Source organism: Pedococcus soli (assembly GCF_054782575.1).
Genome location: NZ_BAAGSF010000004.1, coordinates 422,917 through 439,620, shown reverse-complemented (window position 1 = coordinate 439,620; position 16,704 = coordinate 422,917). Strand labels below are relative to the sequence as shown.

Annotated in this window: 13 protein-coding genes, 1 tRNA gene and 1 other RNA gene; 11 read left to right on the top strand and 4 right to left on the bottom strand. The window is 72.1% G+C overall.

What is annotated here, in order from left to right; all coding sequences use genetic code 11:
• From ACYVKF_RS08080 to ACYVKF_RS08040, 9 genes are all read left to right on the top strand, one after another.
• The gene (locus ACYVKF_RS08080) at positions 1-1,827 is read left to right on the top strand and encodes a glycoside hydrolase family 3 protein (protein ID WP_460966084.1); all 1,827 of its coding nucleotides are present in this window, start codon (positions 1-3) and stop codon (positions 1,825-1,827) included.
• 11 nt (positions 1,828-1,838) lie between these two features.
• The gene (locus ACYVKF_RS08075; RefSeq protein ID WP_460966083.1) at positions 1,839-3,185 is read left to right on the top strand and encodes an exo-beta-N-acetylmuramidase NamZ family protein; all 1,347 of its coding nucleotides are present in this window, start codon (positions 1,839-1,841) and stop codon (positions 3,183-3,185) included.
• Positions 3,186-3,203: 18 nt separating this feature from the next.
• Positions 3,204-4,928 (top strand): serine hydrolase domain-containing protein, encoded by a 1,725-nt coding sequence (locus ACYVKF_RS08070; protein WP_460966081.1) that lies wholly within the window; start codon positions 3,204-3,206, stop codon positions 4,926-4,928.
• A gap of 29 nt (positions 4,929-4,957) precedes the next feature.
• Entirely contained in the window at positions 4,958-5,845 is an 888-nt protein-coding gene (locus ACYVKF_RS08065; RefSeq protein WP_056915819.1) for a MurR/RpiR family transcriptional regulator, read from the top strand.
• 70 nt (positions 5,846-5,915) lie between these two features.
• Positions 5,916-6,926, top strand: coding sequence for an N-acetylmuramic acid 6-phosphate etherase (locus ACYVKF_RS08060; protein ID WP_460966078.1), 1,011 nt, complete (start codon positions 5,916-5,918; stop codon positions 6,924-6,926).
• Positions 6,923-8,215, top strand: a complete 1,293-nt coding sequence (locus ACYVKF_RS08055) for an extracellular solute-binding protein (RefSeq protein ID WP_460966076.1) — start codon at positions 6,923-6,925, stop codon at positions 8,213-8,215. The genes ACYVKF_RS08060 and ACYVKF_RS08055 overlap by 4 nt, the downstream gene beginning before the upstream one ends.
• Complete coding sequence (locus ACYVKF_RS08050) at positions 8,212-9,111, top strand: carbohydrate ABC transporter permease (protein WP_056915817.1); 900 nt, start codon at positions 8,212-8,214, stop codon at positions 9,109-9,111. Before ACYVKF_RS08055 ends, ACYVKF_RS08050 begins: the two co-directional genes overlap by 4 nt.
• Entirely contained in the window at positions 9,108-10,031 is a 924-nt protein-coding gene (locus tag ACYVKF_RS08045; protein WP_056915816.1) for a carbohydrate ABC transporter permease, read from the top strand. The genes ACYVKF_RS08050 and ACYVKF_RS08045 overlap by 4 nt, the downstream gene beginning before the upstream one ends.
• 13 nt (positions 10,032-10,044) lie before the next feature.
• On the top strand, positions 10,045-10,989 hold the full coding sequence (locus tag ACYVKF_RS08040; RefSeq protein ID WP_460966074.1) for an N-acetylglucosamine kinase: 945 nt from the start codon (positions 10,045-10,047) through the stop codon (positions 10,987-10,989).
• Positions 10,990-11,215: 226 nt separating this feature from the next.
• Here the strand turns inward: ACYVKF_RS08040 and ACYVKF_RS08035 are convergent.
• Both ACYVKF_RS08035 and ACYVKF_RS08030 read right to left on the bottom strand, forming a co-directional pair.
• Positions 11,216-11,303: transfer RNA gene (locus tag ACYVKF_RS08035), tRNA-Ser, on the bottom strand.
• 41 nt (positions 11,304-11,344) lie between these two features.
• Positions 11,345-11,806, bottom strand: a complete 462-nt coding sequence (locus ACYVKF_RS08030; RefSeq protein ID WP_056915815.1) for a DUF3817 domain-containing protein — start codon at positions 11,804-11,806, stop codon at positions 11,345-11,347.
• Positions 11,807-11,865: 59 nt separating this feature from the next.
• Here ACYVKF_RS08030 and ffs point away from each other — a divergent pair.
• An RNA gene (ffs, locus tag ACYVKF_RS08025) (signal recognition particle sRNA small type) lies at positions 11,866-11,964 on the top strand.
• A 138-nt stretch (positions 11,965-12,102) separates the two neighbouring features.
• Here the strand turns inward: ffs and ACYVKF_RS08020 are convergent.
• Together ACYVKF_RS08020 and ACYVKF_RS08015 are read right to left on the bottom strand one after the other, a co-directional pair.
• On the bottom strand, positions 12,103-13,515 hold the full coding sequence (locus ACYVKF_RS08020; protein ID WP_460966071.1) for a hypothetical protein: 1,413 nt from the start codon (positions 13,513-13,515) through the stop codon (positions 12,103-12,105).
• Positions 13,512-14,195, bottom strand: coding sequence for an ABC transporter ATP-binding protein (locus ACYVKF_RS08015; protein ID WP_082553437.1), 684 nt, complete (start codon positions 14,193-14,195; stop codon positions 13,512-13,514). The genes ACYVKF_RS08020 and ACYVKF_RS08015 overlap by 4 nt, the downstream gene beginning before the upstream one ends.
• 140 nt (positions 14,196-14,335) lie before the next feature.
• On the opposite strand from ACYVKF_RS08015, the gene ACYVKF_RS08010 reads away from it, so the two are divergent.
• Complete coding sequence (locus ACYVKF_RS08010; RefSeq protein ID WP_460966068.1) at positions 14,336-16,702, top strand: DNA polymerase III subunit gamma and tau; 2,367 nt, start codon at positions 14,336-14,338, stop codon at positions 16,700-16,702.
• The last annotated feature ends 2 nt before the right edge of the window (positions 16,703-16,704 follow it).

The following is a 16,704-nucleotide window of genomic DNA, read 5'->3' as shown; positions in this document are numbered from 1 at the left end:
ATGTCCAGCTCTCCCTTGACCCGCCGGGCCCTCGTGGCCGGCACCGCCGGTGCGGCGCTCCTCGGTTCGCTGGTCGTCCCGGCCGCGGGAGCTGCCACCTCCAGTGGCAACGACCACGGCCCCGGGTGGCAGCACGGCTGGGTCACCTCGACGCTCAAGCGGATGACGCTGGAGGAGAAGGTCGGCCAGCTGTTCATCCAGAACGTCTACGGCAAGGACGCGACCACCCCGGACGCACGCAACATCCCCCTGTACGGCGTCGCGTCGCCGGCGGAGGTGGTGCAGAAGTACCACCTCGGTGGAGTCATCTACTTCGCCTGGACCGACAGCGTCCAGAACCCGCCCCAGATCACGGCCCTCTCCAACGGTCTCCAGAAGGCAGCGCTCACGCAGCCGCACACCAAGGTCCGCATCCCGCTGCAGGTCGCCACGGACCAGGAGCAGGGCGTCGTCACCCGCATCGGGCCCCCGGCGACGCAGTTCCCGGGCTCGATGGCGCTGGGCGCGAGCCGCAGCACCGACGACGCCCGCACCGCCGCGAGGATCACCGGGGAAGAGCTCAAGGCGATGGGCGTCAACACCGACTTCGCCCCTGACTCCGACGTCAACGTCAACCCGCTCAACCCCGTCATCGGCACCCGCTCGTTCTCCTCGAACCCCCAGCTCGCGGCGAGCATGGTCGGCGCGCAGGTGCGCGGCTACCAGGACGACGCCGGCATCTCCTCGTCGGCGAAGCACTTCCCGGGCCACGGGGACACCGCGACCGACAGCCACGTCGCCTTTCCGGTCATCACGCACAGTCGCCAGCAGTGGGAGCAGCTCGACGCCCCGCCGTTCAAGCAGGCCATCGCCGACGGCATCGACATGATCATGACGGCCCACCTCAACTTCCCCGCGCTGGACGACTCCGGGGACCCCGCGACCCTGAGCAAGCCGATCATGACCGGCCTCCTGCGCAAGGAGCTGGGCTACAAGGGCGTCATCGTCACCGACTCCCTCGCCATGCAGGGCGTCCGTGACCTCTACGGCGACCCGGAGGTCGCTGTCCGCGCCCTCTCCGCCGGGGTCGACCAGCTCCTCATGACCCCCGCCATGGACGATGCGTATGCCGCGGTGATCGGTGCCGTCAGGAGTGGCCGGATCAGCCGGGCCGACCTCGACGCCAAGGTGCGCCGGGTGCTCGAGCTCAAGGTCCACCGCGGCATGGTCGCCCACCCCTACGCCGACCCGACCGCTCTCGACCGTGTCGTCGGCACCCCTGCCCACCTCGCCACGGCGGACGCGATCACCAACCGCACCACCACCCTGGTGAAGAACGACGCGGGGACCCTGCCGCTCGCCACCGCGGGCACGAAGGTGCTCGTCACCGGGTATGGCGCGACGACGACGAAGACCCTCGCCGACGGCCTCGCCGCCCACGGGGCGACCACGAGCGTCAAGGAGACCGGCACCTCACCGACCGACGCCCAGATCGCCGGCGCGGTCGCTGCTGCGGCCACGCAGGACGCCGTCGTCGTCACGACGATGAAGGCCTGGGACAAGGCCGTGACCGACCCTCGTGGCGGCCAGCAGAAGCTCGTCGAGCAGCTCGTGGCCACCGGCAAGCCGGTCATCGTGGTCGCCACCCGCGACCCGTACGACATCGCCTACCTGACCGAGGCCTCGACCTACCTCGCGACCTACTCCTACAGCCCGGTCGCGATCCAGGCCGTCGCCCGGGTCATCGCCGGAGAGGTGGCCCCCACGGGCAAGCTCCCGGTCGACATCCCGGCCGCGGGCGACCCGTCGACCGTCCTCTACCCCTTCGGCCACGGCCTGACCTACTGATCGGACGACCGATGTCGCACCAGACCCACCTCAACCGTCGTCAGCTGCTCACGGCCGCCGGCGCAGGAGCCCTCGTCCTGCCGGCCTCGGTGGCTGCCACCGCCGGCGCCGCCACCGCCGCCGCCCCCGTGACCGCCGCCGCGACCCCGGCCGGGGCGCCATACCCGAACCGCCCGGTCGCGACGGGGGCCCAGCGGGCCGCCGCGGACGGGTGGAGGGCGCTGGCGGGTCAGAAGGTGGGCATCATCACCAACCCCACCGGCGTCCTCACCAACCTGCGCACCATCGTCGACGAGATGCACGAGGCCGGGACGGTCGACATCGTCGGGGTGTTCGGGCCGGAGCACGGGTTCCGCGGGACCGCCCAGGCGGGCGACTCCGAGGGCACGCACACCGACCCGCGCACCGGGCTGACGGTCTACGACGCCTACGGTGCCAACGCCGCGAAGATGGAGCAGCTGTTCCGCGCCGCGGGGGTTGAGACGGTCGTCTTCGACATCCAGGACGCCGGCGCGCGGTTCTACACCTACATCTGGACGATGTACACGGCGATGCGGGCGGCTGTCGCCACCGGTGCGAGGTTCGTGGTCCTCGACCGGCCGAACCCGTTGGGCGGCAAGGCCTACGGACCGATGATGACGACGGCGTACACCTCCGGAGTGGGCGCCAAGGAGATCGTCCAGGCCCACGGCATGACCGTCGGCGAGCTGGCGCGGTACTTCGACGGCGAGTTCCTCACCGCCGACGCCGGCGGTCGCGTCAGCGAGCTGTCCGTGGTCGAGGTCTCCGGCTGGCGACGGGACGTGCCGTATGCCGAGACCGGGCTCCCGTGGGTGATGCCCAGTCCCAACATGCCCACGGCAGACACCGCGCTGGTGTACCCGGGGACGGGGATGTTCGAGGGGACCAACCTGTCCGAGGGCCGCGGCACGACCCGGCCCTTCGAGCTCGTGGGGGCGCCCTACGTCGACCACCGGTGGGCGGAACGCCTTGCAGCACGGTCGATCCCGGGCGTCGCCTTCCGCGAGGCGTACTTCACGCCGACCTTCAGCAAGCACCTCAACACCGTCTGTGGTGGCGTGCAGGTGTCGGTGACCGACCCGGCGAGGTTCGACCCGGTGCGCACCGGCGTCGAGATGCTCGTCGCCGCGAAGGCGCTCTACAAGGACTTCGCCTGGCGGGTGGACAACGACCCGCGCCCCTACTGGATCGACAAGCTGAGCGGGTCCACGAGGCTGCGCGAGCAGGTCACCGCCGGAGCCGGCGCCGACGAGGTGGTCGGCGCCTGGCAGGCAGAGCTGCGCGACTTCGACCGGCGGCGCCGGCAGTACCTCATCTACCGCGGCCCGGCCGCCTGAACCGGACGGTGGACCACCATGCACCTGCGTCCGACCCTGCCCTCGAGCGTGGTGGCCTGCGCGCTCGTCCTGAGTGGTGCCCTCGTGGCCGCACCCGCCGTGGCTGAGGACTTCAGCAAGCCCTTCAAGGGATTCGCCCCACCCAACACCGTGCTGCACGACGCGCCACCGGCCGCGGTCGGGCTCGACCCCGGGCCGGTCGCGACGGCGGTCGACCAGATCCGCGCCCACGAGACGGCGCCGGTTGGCGGCCACCCCATGTACGCGGGCGCGGTCGGCCTGATGGGCCACGACGGCAAGGTCGTCGAGCGGGACGCCAGCGGGTTCGCGCTCAGGTACGCCGACGCGACGACCGAGCTTCCGCGGGACCAGTGGGTCCCCATGCGCGACGACACCGTGTTCGACCTGGCGTCAGTGTCCAAGCTGTTCACCTCGCTGGCCGTCGTCCAGCTCGTCGAGGAGGGCAAGGTCGCGCTCGAGGCCCCGGTGGCCACCTACCTGCCCGAGTTCGCCGCGGGCGGCAAGGAGGGGGTCACGATCCGTCAGCTGCTCACGCACACGTCAGCTTTCCCGGCCTGGCTGCCGCTCTGGAGCAAGTACCCCGACAAGGCCGCGCGGATCAAGGCCGTCCTGGACCAGCCGCCGACGAACCCGCCGGGTTCCACGTACCTCTACAGCGACCTCAACCTCATCACCCTCGGCGTGGTGGTCGAGAAGGTGCGCGGCAAGCCGCTCGACGAGGTCGTCGCGGAGCGCATCACACGACCCCTGGGCATGCGTGACACGGGCTACAACCCCAGCGACCGGACGCGAACAGCGGCCACCGAGTACCAGACGGCCCCGGCGCGCGGCATGGTCTGGGGCGAGGTGCACGACGAGAACGCCTGGTCCCTCGGAGGTGTCGCCGGCCACGCAGGTGTGTTCTCGACGGTCGACGACCTGGCCGTCCTCAGCCAGGCCCTGCTCAACGGAGGGACCTACAGGGGCCACCGGATCCTGTCGAAGCAGAGCGTCACGTCCCTCATCACCAACTTCAACGGTGACTTCCCGGGAGACGACCACGGCCTCGGGTTCGAGCTCAACCAGCGCTGGTACATGGATGCGCTCTCGGGCCCGCAGACGGCCGGGCACACCGGGTACACCGGCACCTCGATCGTCATCGACTTCGCCTCGCGTTCGTTCGCGATCCTGCTGACCAACCGGGTCCACCCCTCCCGCAGCTGGGGCAGCATCAACCTGGCGCGGCGGGAGTGGGCGGGAGGCCTGGCGCAGGCCATGAGGGTGCGCCCCGCGCACGGTGACACGGCGTGGTTCAGCGGCGCGAAGGACGCGACGACCAGCACACTCGCGACTCCACCCCTCGAGGTGCCGGCGAGGGGCGGGCGCCTCGGGTTCGACCTCTTCCTCGACACCGAGGAGAGCGACCTGCTCGCGCTCGAACGGTCGACCGACGGCGGGGCGACATGGGCGCCGCTGCCCTTCACGGTCCGCGACCGGGGAGAGACCACCCAGAGCGACGGCGTCGTCTCGGGGAGCGGGGACCGCAGGTGGGTGCAGGCGCGGGCCGACCTCCCCGGCGGGAGCCAGGTCCTGCGGTGGCGCTACACGACCGACGCCGCCTACCTCGGACGCGGCGTCTACGTCGACGACCTGCGGGTGGCCTCGGGCGGCCGGGTCGTGCTGGACGGGGAGAAGAGCCCCGGGGACTTCGTCGCGCAGGGCTGGATGCTGGCGTCACGATGACGCAGGAGGCGAAGCCGTACGGTAAGCCCATGCCCCCCCGTGCCGCTGACGCCACCGTGCCGACCGTGCCCCTCCTGGTGCGCCTGCGCGGGATCCGTCCCTCGTTGTCACCGGCGGAGGACCGCGTCGCCGAGCAGGTGCTCGCCGACCCCAGGGCCGCTGCTGCGCTGACGATCAGCGAGCTCGCCGTCTCCGCCCAGACCTCGGAGACGACCGTGCTGCGGTTCTGTCGTCGGCTCGGGCTCCCGGGCTACCCCCAGCTCCGGCTCGGGCTGGCGGAGGAGAGCGCACAGCCGCGGGCGGGCGGGGCGACCGACACCGACATCAGCGCCAAGGACACGATCGACGACATCATCGCCAAGGTGGCGTTCGTCGACGCCAGCGCGGTCGAGGAGACCGCCCAGCAGCTCGACCGACCCAGCCTCGCCGCTGCGGCGGCGGCCGTGGCGGCCGCGAAGCGCGTCGACATCTACGGCATCGGTGCCAGCGCCATCGTCGGCACCGACCTCCAGCAGAAGCTGCACCGCATCGGGGTCGTGGCCTTCGCCTGGAACGACCCCCACATCGCCCTGACGAGCGCGACCCTGCTGGGCAAGGGGGACGTGGCCATCGGGATCTCCCACTCGGGCACGACCTCGGAGACCATCGAGGCGCTCGACGCGGCCCGGAGCCGGGGTGCGACGACGATGGCGATCACCAACTTCCCGGTGTCCCTGCTCGCGGCTCGCGCGGACCTCGTGCTCACCACGGCTGCTCGCGAGACCAGCCTGCGGTCCGGGGCCACGGCCAGCCGCATCGCGGCGCTGACCGTCGTCGACTGCCTCTACATCGCGGTGGCCCAGCGCAACCTGCCCCGGGCCCGCAAGGCCGTCAAGGAGACCCGGCAGGCGGTGGCCAGCCACCACCTGCGTCAGTGACTCGGCACGGCCTGAGTGGTCATTCATTTACGTCGTTGACGCATCGGGCGTAAGAAACTAACCTCACGGTGTGACCAGCGACGTGAGCGTCAGCGCGCCCACCGAGGAGCGCCACCCCGGCAGCACCGCCATCGACACCCAGCCGACCCTGGAGATCCTGCGGCTGCTCAACGACGACGACGCCCGGGTCGCCCCGGCGGTGGCCGAGGTGCTGCCCGAGCTGGCCGTCCTCGTCGACCGGGCCGTCGCCGCCATCAGGACCGGCGGCACGGTGCACTACTTCGGCGCGGGCACCTCCGGGCGGCTCGCCGTCCTCGACGCCGCCGAGCTGCTGCCGACCTTCAACGCCCCCGACGGCCTGTTCGTCGCGCACCACGCCGGAGGCCTCGGCGCCCTCCTGCGTGCGGTCGAGAACGTCGAGGACGACGAGGGTGCCGGTGAGGCGGAGGCCTCGGCCCTCCGCGAGGGCGACATCGCGATCGGCCTCACCGCCTCGGGCCGCACGCCCTTCGTCGGCGGCGCCCTGCGCCGGGCCCGTGAGCTGGGGGCGATCACCGCCCTGGTGACCTCGAACCCGGAGGCCGGCCTCGCGCCATACGCCGACCACCTCCTCGTGGCCCGCACCGGGCCGGAGGTCCTCACGGGCTCGACCCGGCTCAAGGCGGGGACGGCGCAGAAGCTCGTGCTCAACTCGTTCTCGACGGCCGTGATGATCCGGCTCGGCCGGACCTGGTCCAACCTCATGGTCGACGTCGTCGCCACCAACGCCAAGCTGCGTGGTCGCGTGCTGCGCATCCTGCAGGAGGCCAGCGGCGCCGACGAGACCGACGCCCGCCTCGCGCTCGAGGCCGCCGACGGCGAGCTCAAGACGGCCCTGCTGTCGATGCTTGCCGGCACCGACGCGGCCACGGCTCGGCTGGCCATCGCCGACCACCAGGGGTCGGTCGCGAAGGCGCTGGCCGACCTGGTGCCCGGCAGCGCCGCCCTCCTCCAGACCTCCTCCCCGGAACCCACCCCTTCCCCGCGAGATGGCTCCTCGGTATCCGTGGCGCCGAATCCCCTGACAGGAGAACGTTCATGACTCGTCGCACCCACAGGTCCATCGCCTCCGTGGTCGCCCTCGGCGCAGCCCTCGCCCTCACGGCGTGCGCGCCCTCCAGCGGCGGGGACGACTCCGGCGGCGGCAGCGGCGACACCACCCTGAGCGTGTGGTCGTGGCGGGTCGAGGACAAGGCGGCCTACGACACGATCTTCGCGGCCTACGAGAAGGCCCACCCCGGGGTAAAGGTCGACTTCAAGGCGTTCAAGGCCACCGAGTACAACAAGATCCTCGCCACCGGCCTCGCCGGCTCCGACGGCCCGGACGTCCCGCAGGTCCGGTCCTACGGCCAGCTGCAGACGACGGTCGCCTCCGACTCGCTCGTCCCGCTCGACGGAAAGGTCGACCTCTCCGGCTGGGACGAGAACGTCGTCGCCAGCGCCAAGGGCAAGGAGGACGGCAAGATCTACTCCGTGCCGCTCGCCCGCCAGACCACGGTGATGTTCTACAACCAGGACGTGTTCGACAAGGCCGGGCTCGAGGCGCCGACGACCTGGGACGAGTTCATGGCCGCCAACACGAAGTTCGCCGCCGACGGCCTCACGCCGATCGCGGTGGGGGCCAAGGACGACTGGACCCTGCCGATCGTCCACGAGGTCCTCGCGGCGCCGCGCTTCGGTGGCAAGGCGTTCCAGGACGAGGTCACCACGGGGTCCAAGGACTTCACCGACCCCGACTGGGTGGCGTCGGTCAAGGTCGTCAAGGACCTCGAGAAGTTCATGCCGAAGAACGTCACGGGCGTCGCCATCACGGACGCGCAGACGCTCTTCACGGCGGGCAAGGCCGCCATGCTGCCGGGTGGGTCCTACGACCTCGCGGTGCTGCAGAAGGCGAACCCAGAGATGAAGATCGGGGTCTTCCAGGTGCCCCCGCCCCCGGGGTCGCCCAGCGGGGCCACGGCCACGACGGCCGGCTGGGCCGACGGCAACTTCGCGGTCTCCAAGAAGTCGAAGAACCAGAAGGCCGCCACCGACCTCGTCACGTGGATGTCGACCAAGGAGTTCGGCCAGATGGTCGCCGACGACGTGAAGCAGATCTCGGCCGTCCCCGGCGTCGAGTACAAGGACCCGCTGCTCAAGCAGATGAGTGAGAACTACGTGAAGTCCGGCTCGCCGTACCTGCTGCTCACGGACTTCCGCTACGGCTCGCCGTCCGGCACGGACCTGCTCGGCAAGGGCATCCAGCAGCTCCTGCTCGGTGGCAAGGACGCGTCCGCGGTGAGCAAGGAGCTCGACACCGGCGTCAAGACCTGGTTCAAGCCGGCCGCGTGAGACGTCGTACGGGGCTGCTGTTCGTCCTCCCCGCCCTGCTGCTGTTCGGGGTGTTCGTGCTCTACCCGATGGCGACGGCGTTCTCCTACGCCTTCTTCGAGTGGCGGGGCACGGCGCGCGGAGCGTTCGCTGGCCTGACGAACTTCCGCACGCTGTTCACCAGGGCGCCGTTCACGACGGACCTGCCGCGAGCTCTGCTGCACAACGTGCTGTTCTTCGGCGGGACGATGGTGTTCCAGAACACCATCGGCCTCGGCGTCGCGTTCCTGCTGCACCGTCGGGCCCGGACCCGCCGGCTGCTCCAGACGCTCTACGCCATGCCCTACCTCGTCAGCCCGATCGTCATCGGCTACCTCTGGACGCTCCTGCTCTCGCCGACCTTCGGCCCGGTCAACCAGCTGCTGACGAAGATCGGCCTCGAGTCGTGGGCCCTTCCCTGGCTGGGCGACCCCAAGACCGCCCTGTGGGTGGTGGTGCTCGTGAGCGTGTGGCAGTGGATCGGCTTCCCCGTCCTCCTGTATGGCGCCGCGCTGGGTGGGGTGCCCGAGGAGCTCACCGAGGCTGCTCGCGTCGACGGGGCGAGCCACCGCCAGGCGTTCTTCAAGGTGACCCTGCCGTTGCTCGTCCCGGCGATCGGCACGGTGTCGGTGCTGACGTTCATCTTCGCCATGGAGGCGTTCGCGCTCCCGTACGCGTTCGGCGGGTCGACCGGAAACCCGGCGGGCTCGACGGACTTCGTGTCGCTGCTGTTCTACCGGACTGCCTTCGACTCCGGCTCGATCGACGCCATCGGCAGCTCGTCGGCGCTGGCGACCCTGTTGTTCCTCGTCATCTTCGGTGGCGCCCTCGGCGCCACCTCGGTCCTGCGTCGCCACGAACGGAGGATCACCGCATGAGCGTCGTCGTCCCGCCCGTGGCCTCCACCGACCGTGAGGGCCCGGTGCTGGCCCAGCCACGCGGCCCGCGCGGCGGCCGTGGTGCCCGGTCCGGCTCCGGCGGCAAGCCGGTCGGGGGCACGACGGCGACCGTGGTGCTGTGGCTCTATGCCGCGATCGCCCTGGTCCCCCTGCTGCTCATGGTCCTCAGCTCGTTCAGGACCAACGCCGACCTCATCACCGACCCGTTGGGCCTGCCGTCGCCGATCTCGACGCAGAGCTACAAGGAGGCGTGGACCACCGGCAACTTCGCCACCTACTTCGGCAACTCGCTGCTCGTCACGGTCGGCGCAGTGGTGCTGTCGACCACGGTCTCGACGATGGCGGCCTACGCGCTCGCGCGCGTTCGGTCGAGAGCCTTCCGCTGGCTCGAGTCCCTGTTCCTGTCCGGGCTCATGCTCCCGATCCACCTCGCGATCCTGCCGATCTTCTACCTGTTCGACGGCCTCGGGCTGATCGACTCCCGGATGGGGCTCGCGCTGATGTACGGCGCGTCCGGGGTGCCGTTCTCGATCTTCGTGCTGACGACGTTCTTCCGGCAGCTGCCCGAGGAGCTCGAGGAGGCCGCCGCCCTGGACGGTGCCTCGCCGTGGCAGACGTTCTGGCGCGTCATGGTCCCGCTCGTGCGTCCGGCGCTGGCGACCGTCGCCGTCTTCCGCTTCGTGCCGATCTGGAACGACTTCCTCTTCCCGCTCGTGCTGCTGCGCCGCGAGGAGAAGTACACGCTGCCCGTCGGGCTCACCACCTTCTTCGGGGAGAACGCCACCAACTACTCGGCCGTGTTCGCGGGGCTGGTCATCACGACGATCCCCCTGATCCTGTTGTTCCTCCTCGCGACCAAGCAGATCGTCGCCGGATTGACCGCCGGCATGTCGAAGTGATCCCATCGCGGGCGTGAGCACCCTGGGCCGCGCGACGGTCGCGGCCGTGGACATCGGCGGTTCCGGCCTGCGCGTCCAGCTCTCGCACGGCACCGGGCCCGGTCCGGTCCGCACCGCCCCCGGCGTGCGGATCCAGCCGGGCGGGATCGACGTGTCTGCTCTGGCCGTGGCGGCCCGGGCGCTGGTGGCCGACGAGCTGCCCATGCAGGATCCGGACGTCGTCGTCTGGTCGATGCGGGGTCTGCTGTTCCTCGCCGACCGCACGGAGGTGATGCGGATCGTGCGCTCGTCGTTCGGTGCCCGTCGCACGGTGGTGGTCAGCGATGCCGTGGCCAACCTGGTGGGGGCGCTCGACGGGCTGCGTCCCGGCGCGGTCGTCGCCGCCGGGACCGGGGCGGTCGCCTTCGGCACCGACTTCGCCGAGACGTGGCGCCGGGTCGACGGCTGGGGCCACGTGCTCGGCGACGTGGGTTCGGGGGCCTGGCTGGGGCTGGAGGGCCTGCGGGCGGCGTTGCGGTCCTCCGACGGGCTGCCGTCCGGGTCGTCCGCGCTGCTGGAAGCGGCTCGTCCCTCCTTCGGCGAGCCCACCACCTGGCCCCGGCAGGTGATGAACGCTCCCGACGCCCCGGAACGGCTGGCCGGCTTCGCCCCGGCGGTGGCTGCGGCGGCGATCGACGGTGACCCGGTGGCGACCGCGCTCTGCGCCCACGCGGGGGAGGGACTCGCCGATGCCCTGGGGGCTGCGGCCTCCGGGCTGCCCGACCCGGTCCTGGTCGCCACCGGGGGAGTCCTCGCGGCCGCGCCCGTGCGGACGGCCCTCAAGCGGCGGCTCGCCCGCGACGGACGGGTCCTCGCACCGGCGCTGGGTGGGGCGCTCGACGGGGCCCGGTTGCTCGGCACCCACCTGCTGGAGGCGGGCATCCTGCCCGCGCACGCGGCATACCTGCTCGTCGACTGACCGGGTCGCCGTGGACGCGCCGGGAACCACCGGCGTGTTCACATCGAACCGGGGGCCGGGGCATGAGAAAGGGCCCCTCGCATGCTCGGGGCCCTACTCGTGTGGCGGAGGATTAGGGGAGCCGCCTTCGCGGCCGGCTCGTTCCTCGCCGCCCGCTCAGGCTCCCGTCATCACCTACCCACCGCCAAAGAGAAAGACCCCCGCGCAAGCTTGGGGGTCATCTCTGTGGCGGAGGATAGGGGATTCGAACCCCTGAGAGCTTTCACTCAACACGCTTTCCAAGCGTGCGCACTAGGCCACTATGCGAATCCTCCGCGGGCGAGGCTACACGGGCGGGGGCCCTGTCCTGAAATCGTCAGCTGGAGGAGCTCGCAGGGGGCCCGACGAGCAGCGCGACGGTGGTCAGGGCAGCCACGGCGAGGAGGGCGACCGCGACCGCCGCGACCGGTCGGGCGAGCATCCATGCCTGCACCTTCTCCGGCACCGAACGCGGGGACTCGCCGCCCCGCGCCAGGCGCCAGCCGCCCTCGAGCCGGCCGCGCCGCTCGGCCCTACGGTCGAACCACACCGTCATGAACGGCGGCACCGCGCTCACCAGGCCGAGCAGGGTGAGGCGGGCCGACCAGCGCTGGTTGACCGCGACGAACACCGTGGTGAGGCAGTAGGCGATGAACACGACGCCGTGCACCATGCCGAACACCTGCACACCGAGCTCGGTCGTCCTCGTGCCGTACTTGAGGACCATGCCCGTGAGCAGCAGCGCCCACGTGACGGCTTCGGCGACGGCGAGACGGCGGAACAGCACGAGCGGAGTCATGGGCACCAGTGTCGCAAGAGGGGATTGGCTGCCACGGCACGGCCCCGTCTACACTTCTCGCAGGCACCCCGCGTGGTGGTACCTCTCCGAACTCCCCCAGGGCAGGAATGCAGCAAGGGTAGGAGAGCTCTTCCAGGTACGCGGGGTGTCCCTTTGTCGTTCCGGCCCCGGCGGCGAACCGCAAAGCGGGTGTCGTTCGGGAAAGCCCCCACAAATACGTGCCGTCCTACCGAGCAACTCCCGCTTTGCCGGCGCGGCGCAGCGGCGTTCGCCAGCTGCGCCGGTGGGGCCGGGGGTCAGGCGCGGTGGGCCTCGTCGAGGAGGCGGACGCGGCGCCGGCCGAACATGACGGCGGCGTATGACGCGAGCACCAGGACCATGAAGGCGTTCGTCAGGCTCGAGCGGGTGAGCAGCGCCGTCGCGGCCACGCCGCCGATCAGCGCGAGCAGCAGCGGCCGGGAGTACCAGAACCCGACGGAGATCACGGCCGACCCGGGGGAGAACAGGGTCACCGGCGGCAACCCGCGGAACGCCGCCATGAGGTGCGTCCCGGCGACGAGCGCGGTCATCGCCACCGGCCAGAAGATCGCGGCGGGGCCGGCCGACGAGGTGGTCTCGACGACCACGCCGCACACCACGGCCACCGCGGCGAACATCGCCGACGGGGTGATGAGGTGCGCCAGGGCCTCCTCGCCGAACGGCAGCCCGATCAACGCCGGTGTCCCGGCGTTGTCGCCCTGCAGGCGCATGCCCTCGGACCAGGCGCCGTACCCGAGGTAGGCGGCCAGCACGCCGGCGAAGGCGACGATGTTGGGGACCCCGGGGGTCGTCGAGTGCGCCAGCGCCCAGCAGCCGGCAGCCGACAGGACCAGGCCGACGACGAACGTCCCGGGCGAGCGGCGCAGGCCGAGCAGGTCGCGCTCGGCGACCACCGTGACCCGTCCGCGGGCCCGCAGCCGGGTCCGGCGCAGGCGGGTGCTCGGTGCGGCGACGTCGAGGCGGGCTGCCCGCAGGTCGCCGGCGAGGACCGCCCCGCCCATGGTCACTGCACGAGCCGACTGGGTGCGCAGGCCGACGTGGTGCAGGGCCCGCAGCGAACGACGGCCACGCAGCACGGTGGTCGGACCGCGGTCGCCGGTGGGCCAGGAGCGCACCTGCCCCCAGAGCCAGGCACCACCCAGCGCGAGGCCGACGACGAGCCCGCCCAGGGTCGTCGGCAGCAGCACGACGACCGGGGCGATCCCGGCAGACACCATCCCCGTGCCGACGACGGCACCGGTGAGCAGGCCCAGGACCAGGCAGCCGGCGAGGCTGATCCGCCACCAGCGCCGGAGCACGACCGCGCGGTCGAGGGCGCTGGAGGCGACGTGGTCGAGGTAGGGCAGGTCGGGCACGACGGGGCCGCGGACCGACCCGAGCCGGTACCCCAGGAGCAGCACCCCCACGACGATCCCCCCGACGACCAGGACGCCCTGGACACCGGTCAGGTGACGGGACAGCCACTGCGGGTCGACGAACTTGAAGAACGCGCGCGACGCGGGCACGCCGTAGACGAGGGAGGCGATGACGGCGACGTACGCGGCATACACGGCGTTGCCGTTGCCCTGCTCGGGCAGGCCGCCACGGATGACCTTGCGCGCCTGGGTGAGGCGACCTTCGTCCGTCGTGGGGCCGCTCGCCCCGGCGACCGCGTCGTCCCGCTCGCTCATGCGCCCGCGACGTCGACGACGCGGTCGGCGATCGCCTCGGTCATCACGGGGTCGTGGCAGGCGATCACGAGCGTCGCGCCCGCGGCCTTGCGCTCGACGAGGATCCGGGTGAGCAGCTCGCGCTTGTGGGTGTCGAGGCGCTGCTCGGGCTCGTCGAGCAGCAACACCGTCGACGGCCGGAACAGCACCATCGCCAGGTGGAACAGCTGCTGCTGACCCGAGGACAGCTCGTGCGGGAACCGTTCCGACAGGTGGTCGATCTCCAGCGTCTCGAGGAGCGCGTCGGCCCGCTCGTCCGCGGTGGAGATCTGCCCGCCCCACGTGGAGTCGATGAGGACGAGGTGGTCGATGACGGTGAGGTCGCGGTATGCCGTGGGGGCACCCACGAGCGACGCCACCCCGGCGCGCGTGGCCGGGTCGCGCTCGTCGAGCGGGGCGCCGTTGAAGGTCGCCGAGCCCACGGACGGCTCGAGCGCGCCCGCGAGGATGCGCAGCAGGGTCGTCTTGCCGCTGCCGTTCTCGCCGCGCAGGACGACGCACTGACCGGCCTTGGCCCTGAGGTCGATCGGCGCCAGCAGCACCGAGCCCTCGATGTCCTTGCCGGCACCCTTGACCTCGAGGACGAGCGGGTTCGCCTTCGTCTTCGGGGTGGTCGTGCCCTGCTTGCCTCGCGCAGCCATGGATCTCCTGTCGTCGCCGACAGTCTGGCACCGGCTCCACGTCAGGGCTCGCAGGGTCGTCGAGGAGGGCCGGGCGGTGGCGGCGGACGCCGTCCGGCGGCCGCTGTGCCGTGTCAGGTGGGCCGACTAGGGTTCCGATCGTGAGCACCGCCCTGTACCGCCGCTACCGGCCCGAGTCCTTCGCCGACGTCATCGGTCAGGAGCACGTCACCGAGCCGCTCATGCAGGCGCTGCGCACGGGGCGCGTCAACCACGCCTACCTGTTCTCCGGCCCGCGCGGCTGCGGCAAGACGACCAGCGCCCGCATCTTGGCCCGCTGCCTCAACTGCGAGCAGGGCCCGACGCCCGACCCGTGCGGCGTCTGCGACTCGTGCGTGGCGCTGGCCCGGGGAGGCTCCGGCTCGGTCGACGTCATCGAGATCGACGCGGCCAGCCACGGTGGTGTCGACGACGCCCGGGACCTGCGCGAGCGCGCGTCCTACGGCCCGGCCCAGAGCCGCTACAAGATCTACATCATCGACGAGGCCCACATGGTCACGCCGCAGGGCTTCAACGCCCTGCTCAAGATCGTCGAGGAGCCGCCGGAGCACGTGAAGTTCGTCTTCGCGACGACCGAGCCCGAGAAGGTCATCGGCACGATCCGCAGCCGCACCCACCACTACCCGTTCCGCCTCGTCCCGCCGGGCCAGCTCTCCGACTACATGCAGAAGCTGTGCGCCCAGGAGGAGGTCGCGGTCGCCCCGGGCGTCCTGTCCTTCGTGACCCGCGCCGGCGGTGGCTCGGTGCGTGACTCCCTGTCCGTGCTCGACCAGCTCATCGCCGGCTCGACCGACGAGGGCCTCACCTACGAGAGCGCCGCGGCCCTGCTCGGGTTCACCGACGGCGAGCTGCTGGACGCCACCATCGACGCCTTCGCCGTGGGGGACGCGGCCGGGGTGTTCCACCAGGTCGACCGCGTCATCGAGACCGGGCTGGACCCCCGCCGGTTCGTGGAGGACCTGCTGGAGCGGTTGCGCGACCTCATCGTCGTGGCCGCCATCCCCGACGGCGCCTCGTCCGTGCTGCGCGGGGTGCCCGAGGACCAGCTCGAACGCATGCGCGAGCAGTCGGCGGCCTTCGGCAGCGGCGCCCTCTCCCGCGCCGCCGACATCGTCAACGCCGGCCTCACCGAGATGACCGGTGCCACCGCGCCCCGCCTCCAGCTCGAGCTGATCTGCGCGCGCGTCCTGCTGCCCGGGGCCTCCGGCGAGAGCGGGTATGCCGCGCGGCTCGACCGCCTCGAGCGTCGCCTCGACGTCGAGGGCGTCCCCTCCGGTGCCGCCCGGCCGCAGGTGCCGGTCCAGCCGGTGGCGTCCGCGGCTCCCGCCCCGGCAGCCGAGCCGAGCGCCCCAGCCGCACCGACCCAACGCCCCGAGACGCCGCTGTACGCGCCGCCCACCGTGGCCACGCCGGTCGTCGAGCAACCGGCCGCGCCGACCCGGACGGACGAGCCGACGGACCGCGGCACCGAGCCGGAGCGCCGGGGCGCCGAGCGGGAGCATCGCGATGCCGAGCCGCCGACCGGGACCGCCGATCCGGTCGCGCCCGAGCCGGCGCAGCCGTCGCCGGCGCAGCCGTCGCCGGCGCAGGCCGGGCCGTCGCAGCCTCAGCCTCCCCACCCGTCCACGGCCGCGCCGGCGTCCACACCGGCAGTGCCGCAGGACCAGCCCCAGCCCGAGCGCGCGCCCACGGGCGGCATGGACACCGCGGCGATCCGCCGGGCCTGGCCGGACATCCTCGGCTGGATCTTCAAGCACAAGCGCACCACGTGGACGCTGCTGTCCGAGCACGCGACGGTTCACGAGTTCGACGGGCGCCGGGTGGTGCTCGGCATCTCCACCGTCGGCATCGCCAACACGTTCCGCCACGGCCCGCACGCCGATCTCGTCCGGCAGGCCCTGATCGACGTCCTCGGTGTGGATGCCCGGGTCGAGGGCATCCCCGTGCCCGACGCCCGGGTGGCTGCCCCCAGCGGGGAGTCGCACCCGGTGGTCGGTCCCGAGGAGACCTCGCGCGGCTTCCACGACCAGGGGGCAGGTGGCTCCGGGAGCACCGGGTCCGCCGCGGGGGCCACCGCCGGTCGCGGTGCGGCCGGTGGTTCCTCCGACGCCGGTGGGCGCGCTGCCACGGCATACGCCGCGAGCGGTGCCGTCGCACCCTCGCCCGCACCCGAGTCCGGCGACGGTGGCTGGGCCAGCGCACCGGCGGCGCCGGGCAGCGGCCCGAGCTGGGCCACCGAACCGGCCCCGGGAGCGCAGCCCATCGCCGTGGTCCCCGCGGCGCCGGGGTCCCTGCTGGCGCGGGCCAAGGCGGAGGTCGCGGCGGAGGAGCCCGAGCGGACGCCCGACACCTACATCGCCGACGACAGCGCTGCCAGCGACGACGACGAGGACATCGAGGCCGTGGGCGACGTGGGGCGGCCGGTGATCGAGCGCCTCCTCGGCGGCAAGGTCATCGACGAGGGCTGACC

Excerpts from the sequence above, each read along its gene's own strand:
- ACYVKF_RS08070 (WP_460966081.1), top strand. The coding sequence starts at position 3,204 with ATGCACCTGCGTCCGACCCTGCCCTCGAGCGTGGTGGCCTGCGCGCTC.
- ACYVKF_RS08030 (WP_056915815.1), bottom strand. The coding sequence starts at position 11,806 with ATGACTCCGCTCGTGCTGTTCCGCCGTCTCGCCGTCGCCGAAGCCGTC.
- ACYVKF_RS08045 (WP_056915816.1), top strand. The coding sequence starts at position 9,108 with ATGAGCGTCGTCGTCCCGCCCGTGGCCTCCACCGACCGTGAGGGCCCG.
- ACYVKF_RS08080 (WP_460966084.1), top strand. The coding sequence starts at position 1 with ATGTCCAGCTCTCCCTTGACCCGCCGGGCCCTCGTGGCCGGCACCGCC.
- ACYVKF_RS08055 (WP_460966076.1), top strand. The coding sequence starts at position 6,923 with ATGACTCGTCGCACCCACAGGTCCATCGCCTCCGTGGTCGCCCTCGGC.
- ACYVKF_RS08065 (WP_056915819.1), top strand. The coding sequence starts at position 4,958 with ATGCCCCCCCGTGCCGCTGACGCCACCGTGCCGACCGTGCCCCTCCTG.
- ACYVKF_RS08015 (WP_082553437.1), bottom strand. The coding sequence starts at position 14,195 with ATGGCTGCGCGAGGCAAGCAGGGCACGACCACCCCGAAGACGAAGGCG.
- ACYVKF_RS08075 (WP_460966083.1), top strand. The coding sequence starts at position 1,839 with ATGTCGCACCAGACCCACCTCAACCGTCGTCAGCTGCTCACGGCCGCC.
- ACYVKF_RS08020 (WP_460966071.1), bottom strand. The coding sequence starts at position 13,515 with ATGAGCGAGCGGGACGACGCGGTCGCCGGGGCGAGCGGCCCCACGACG.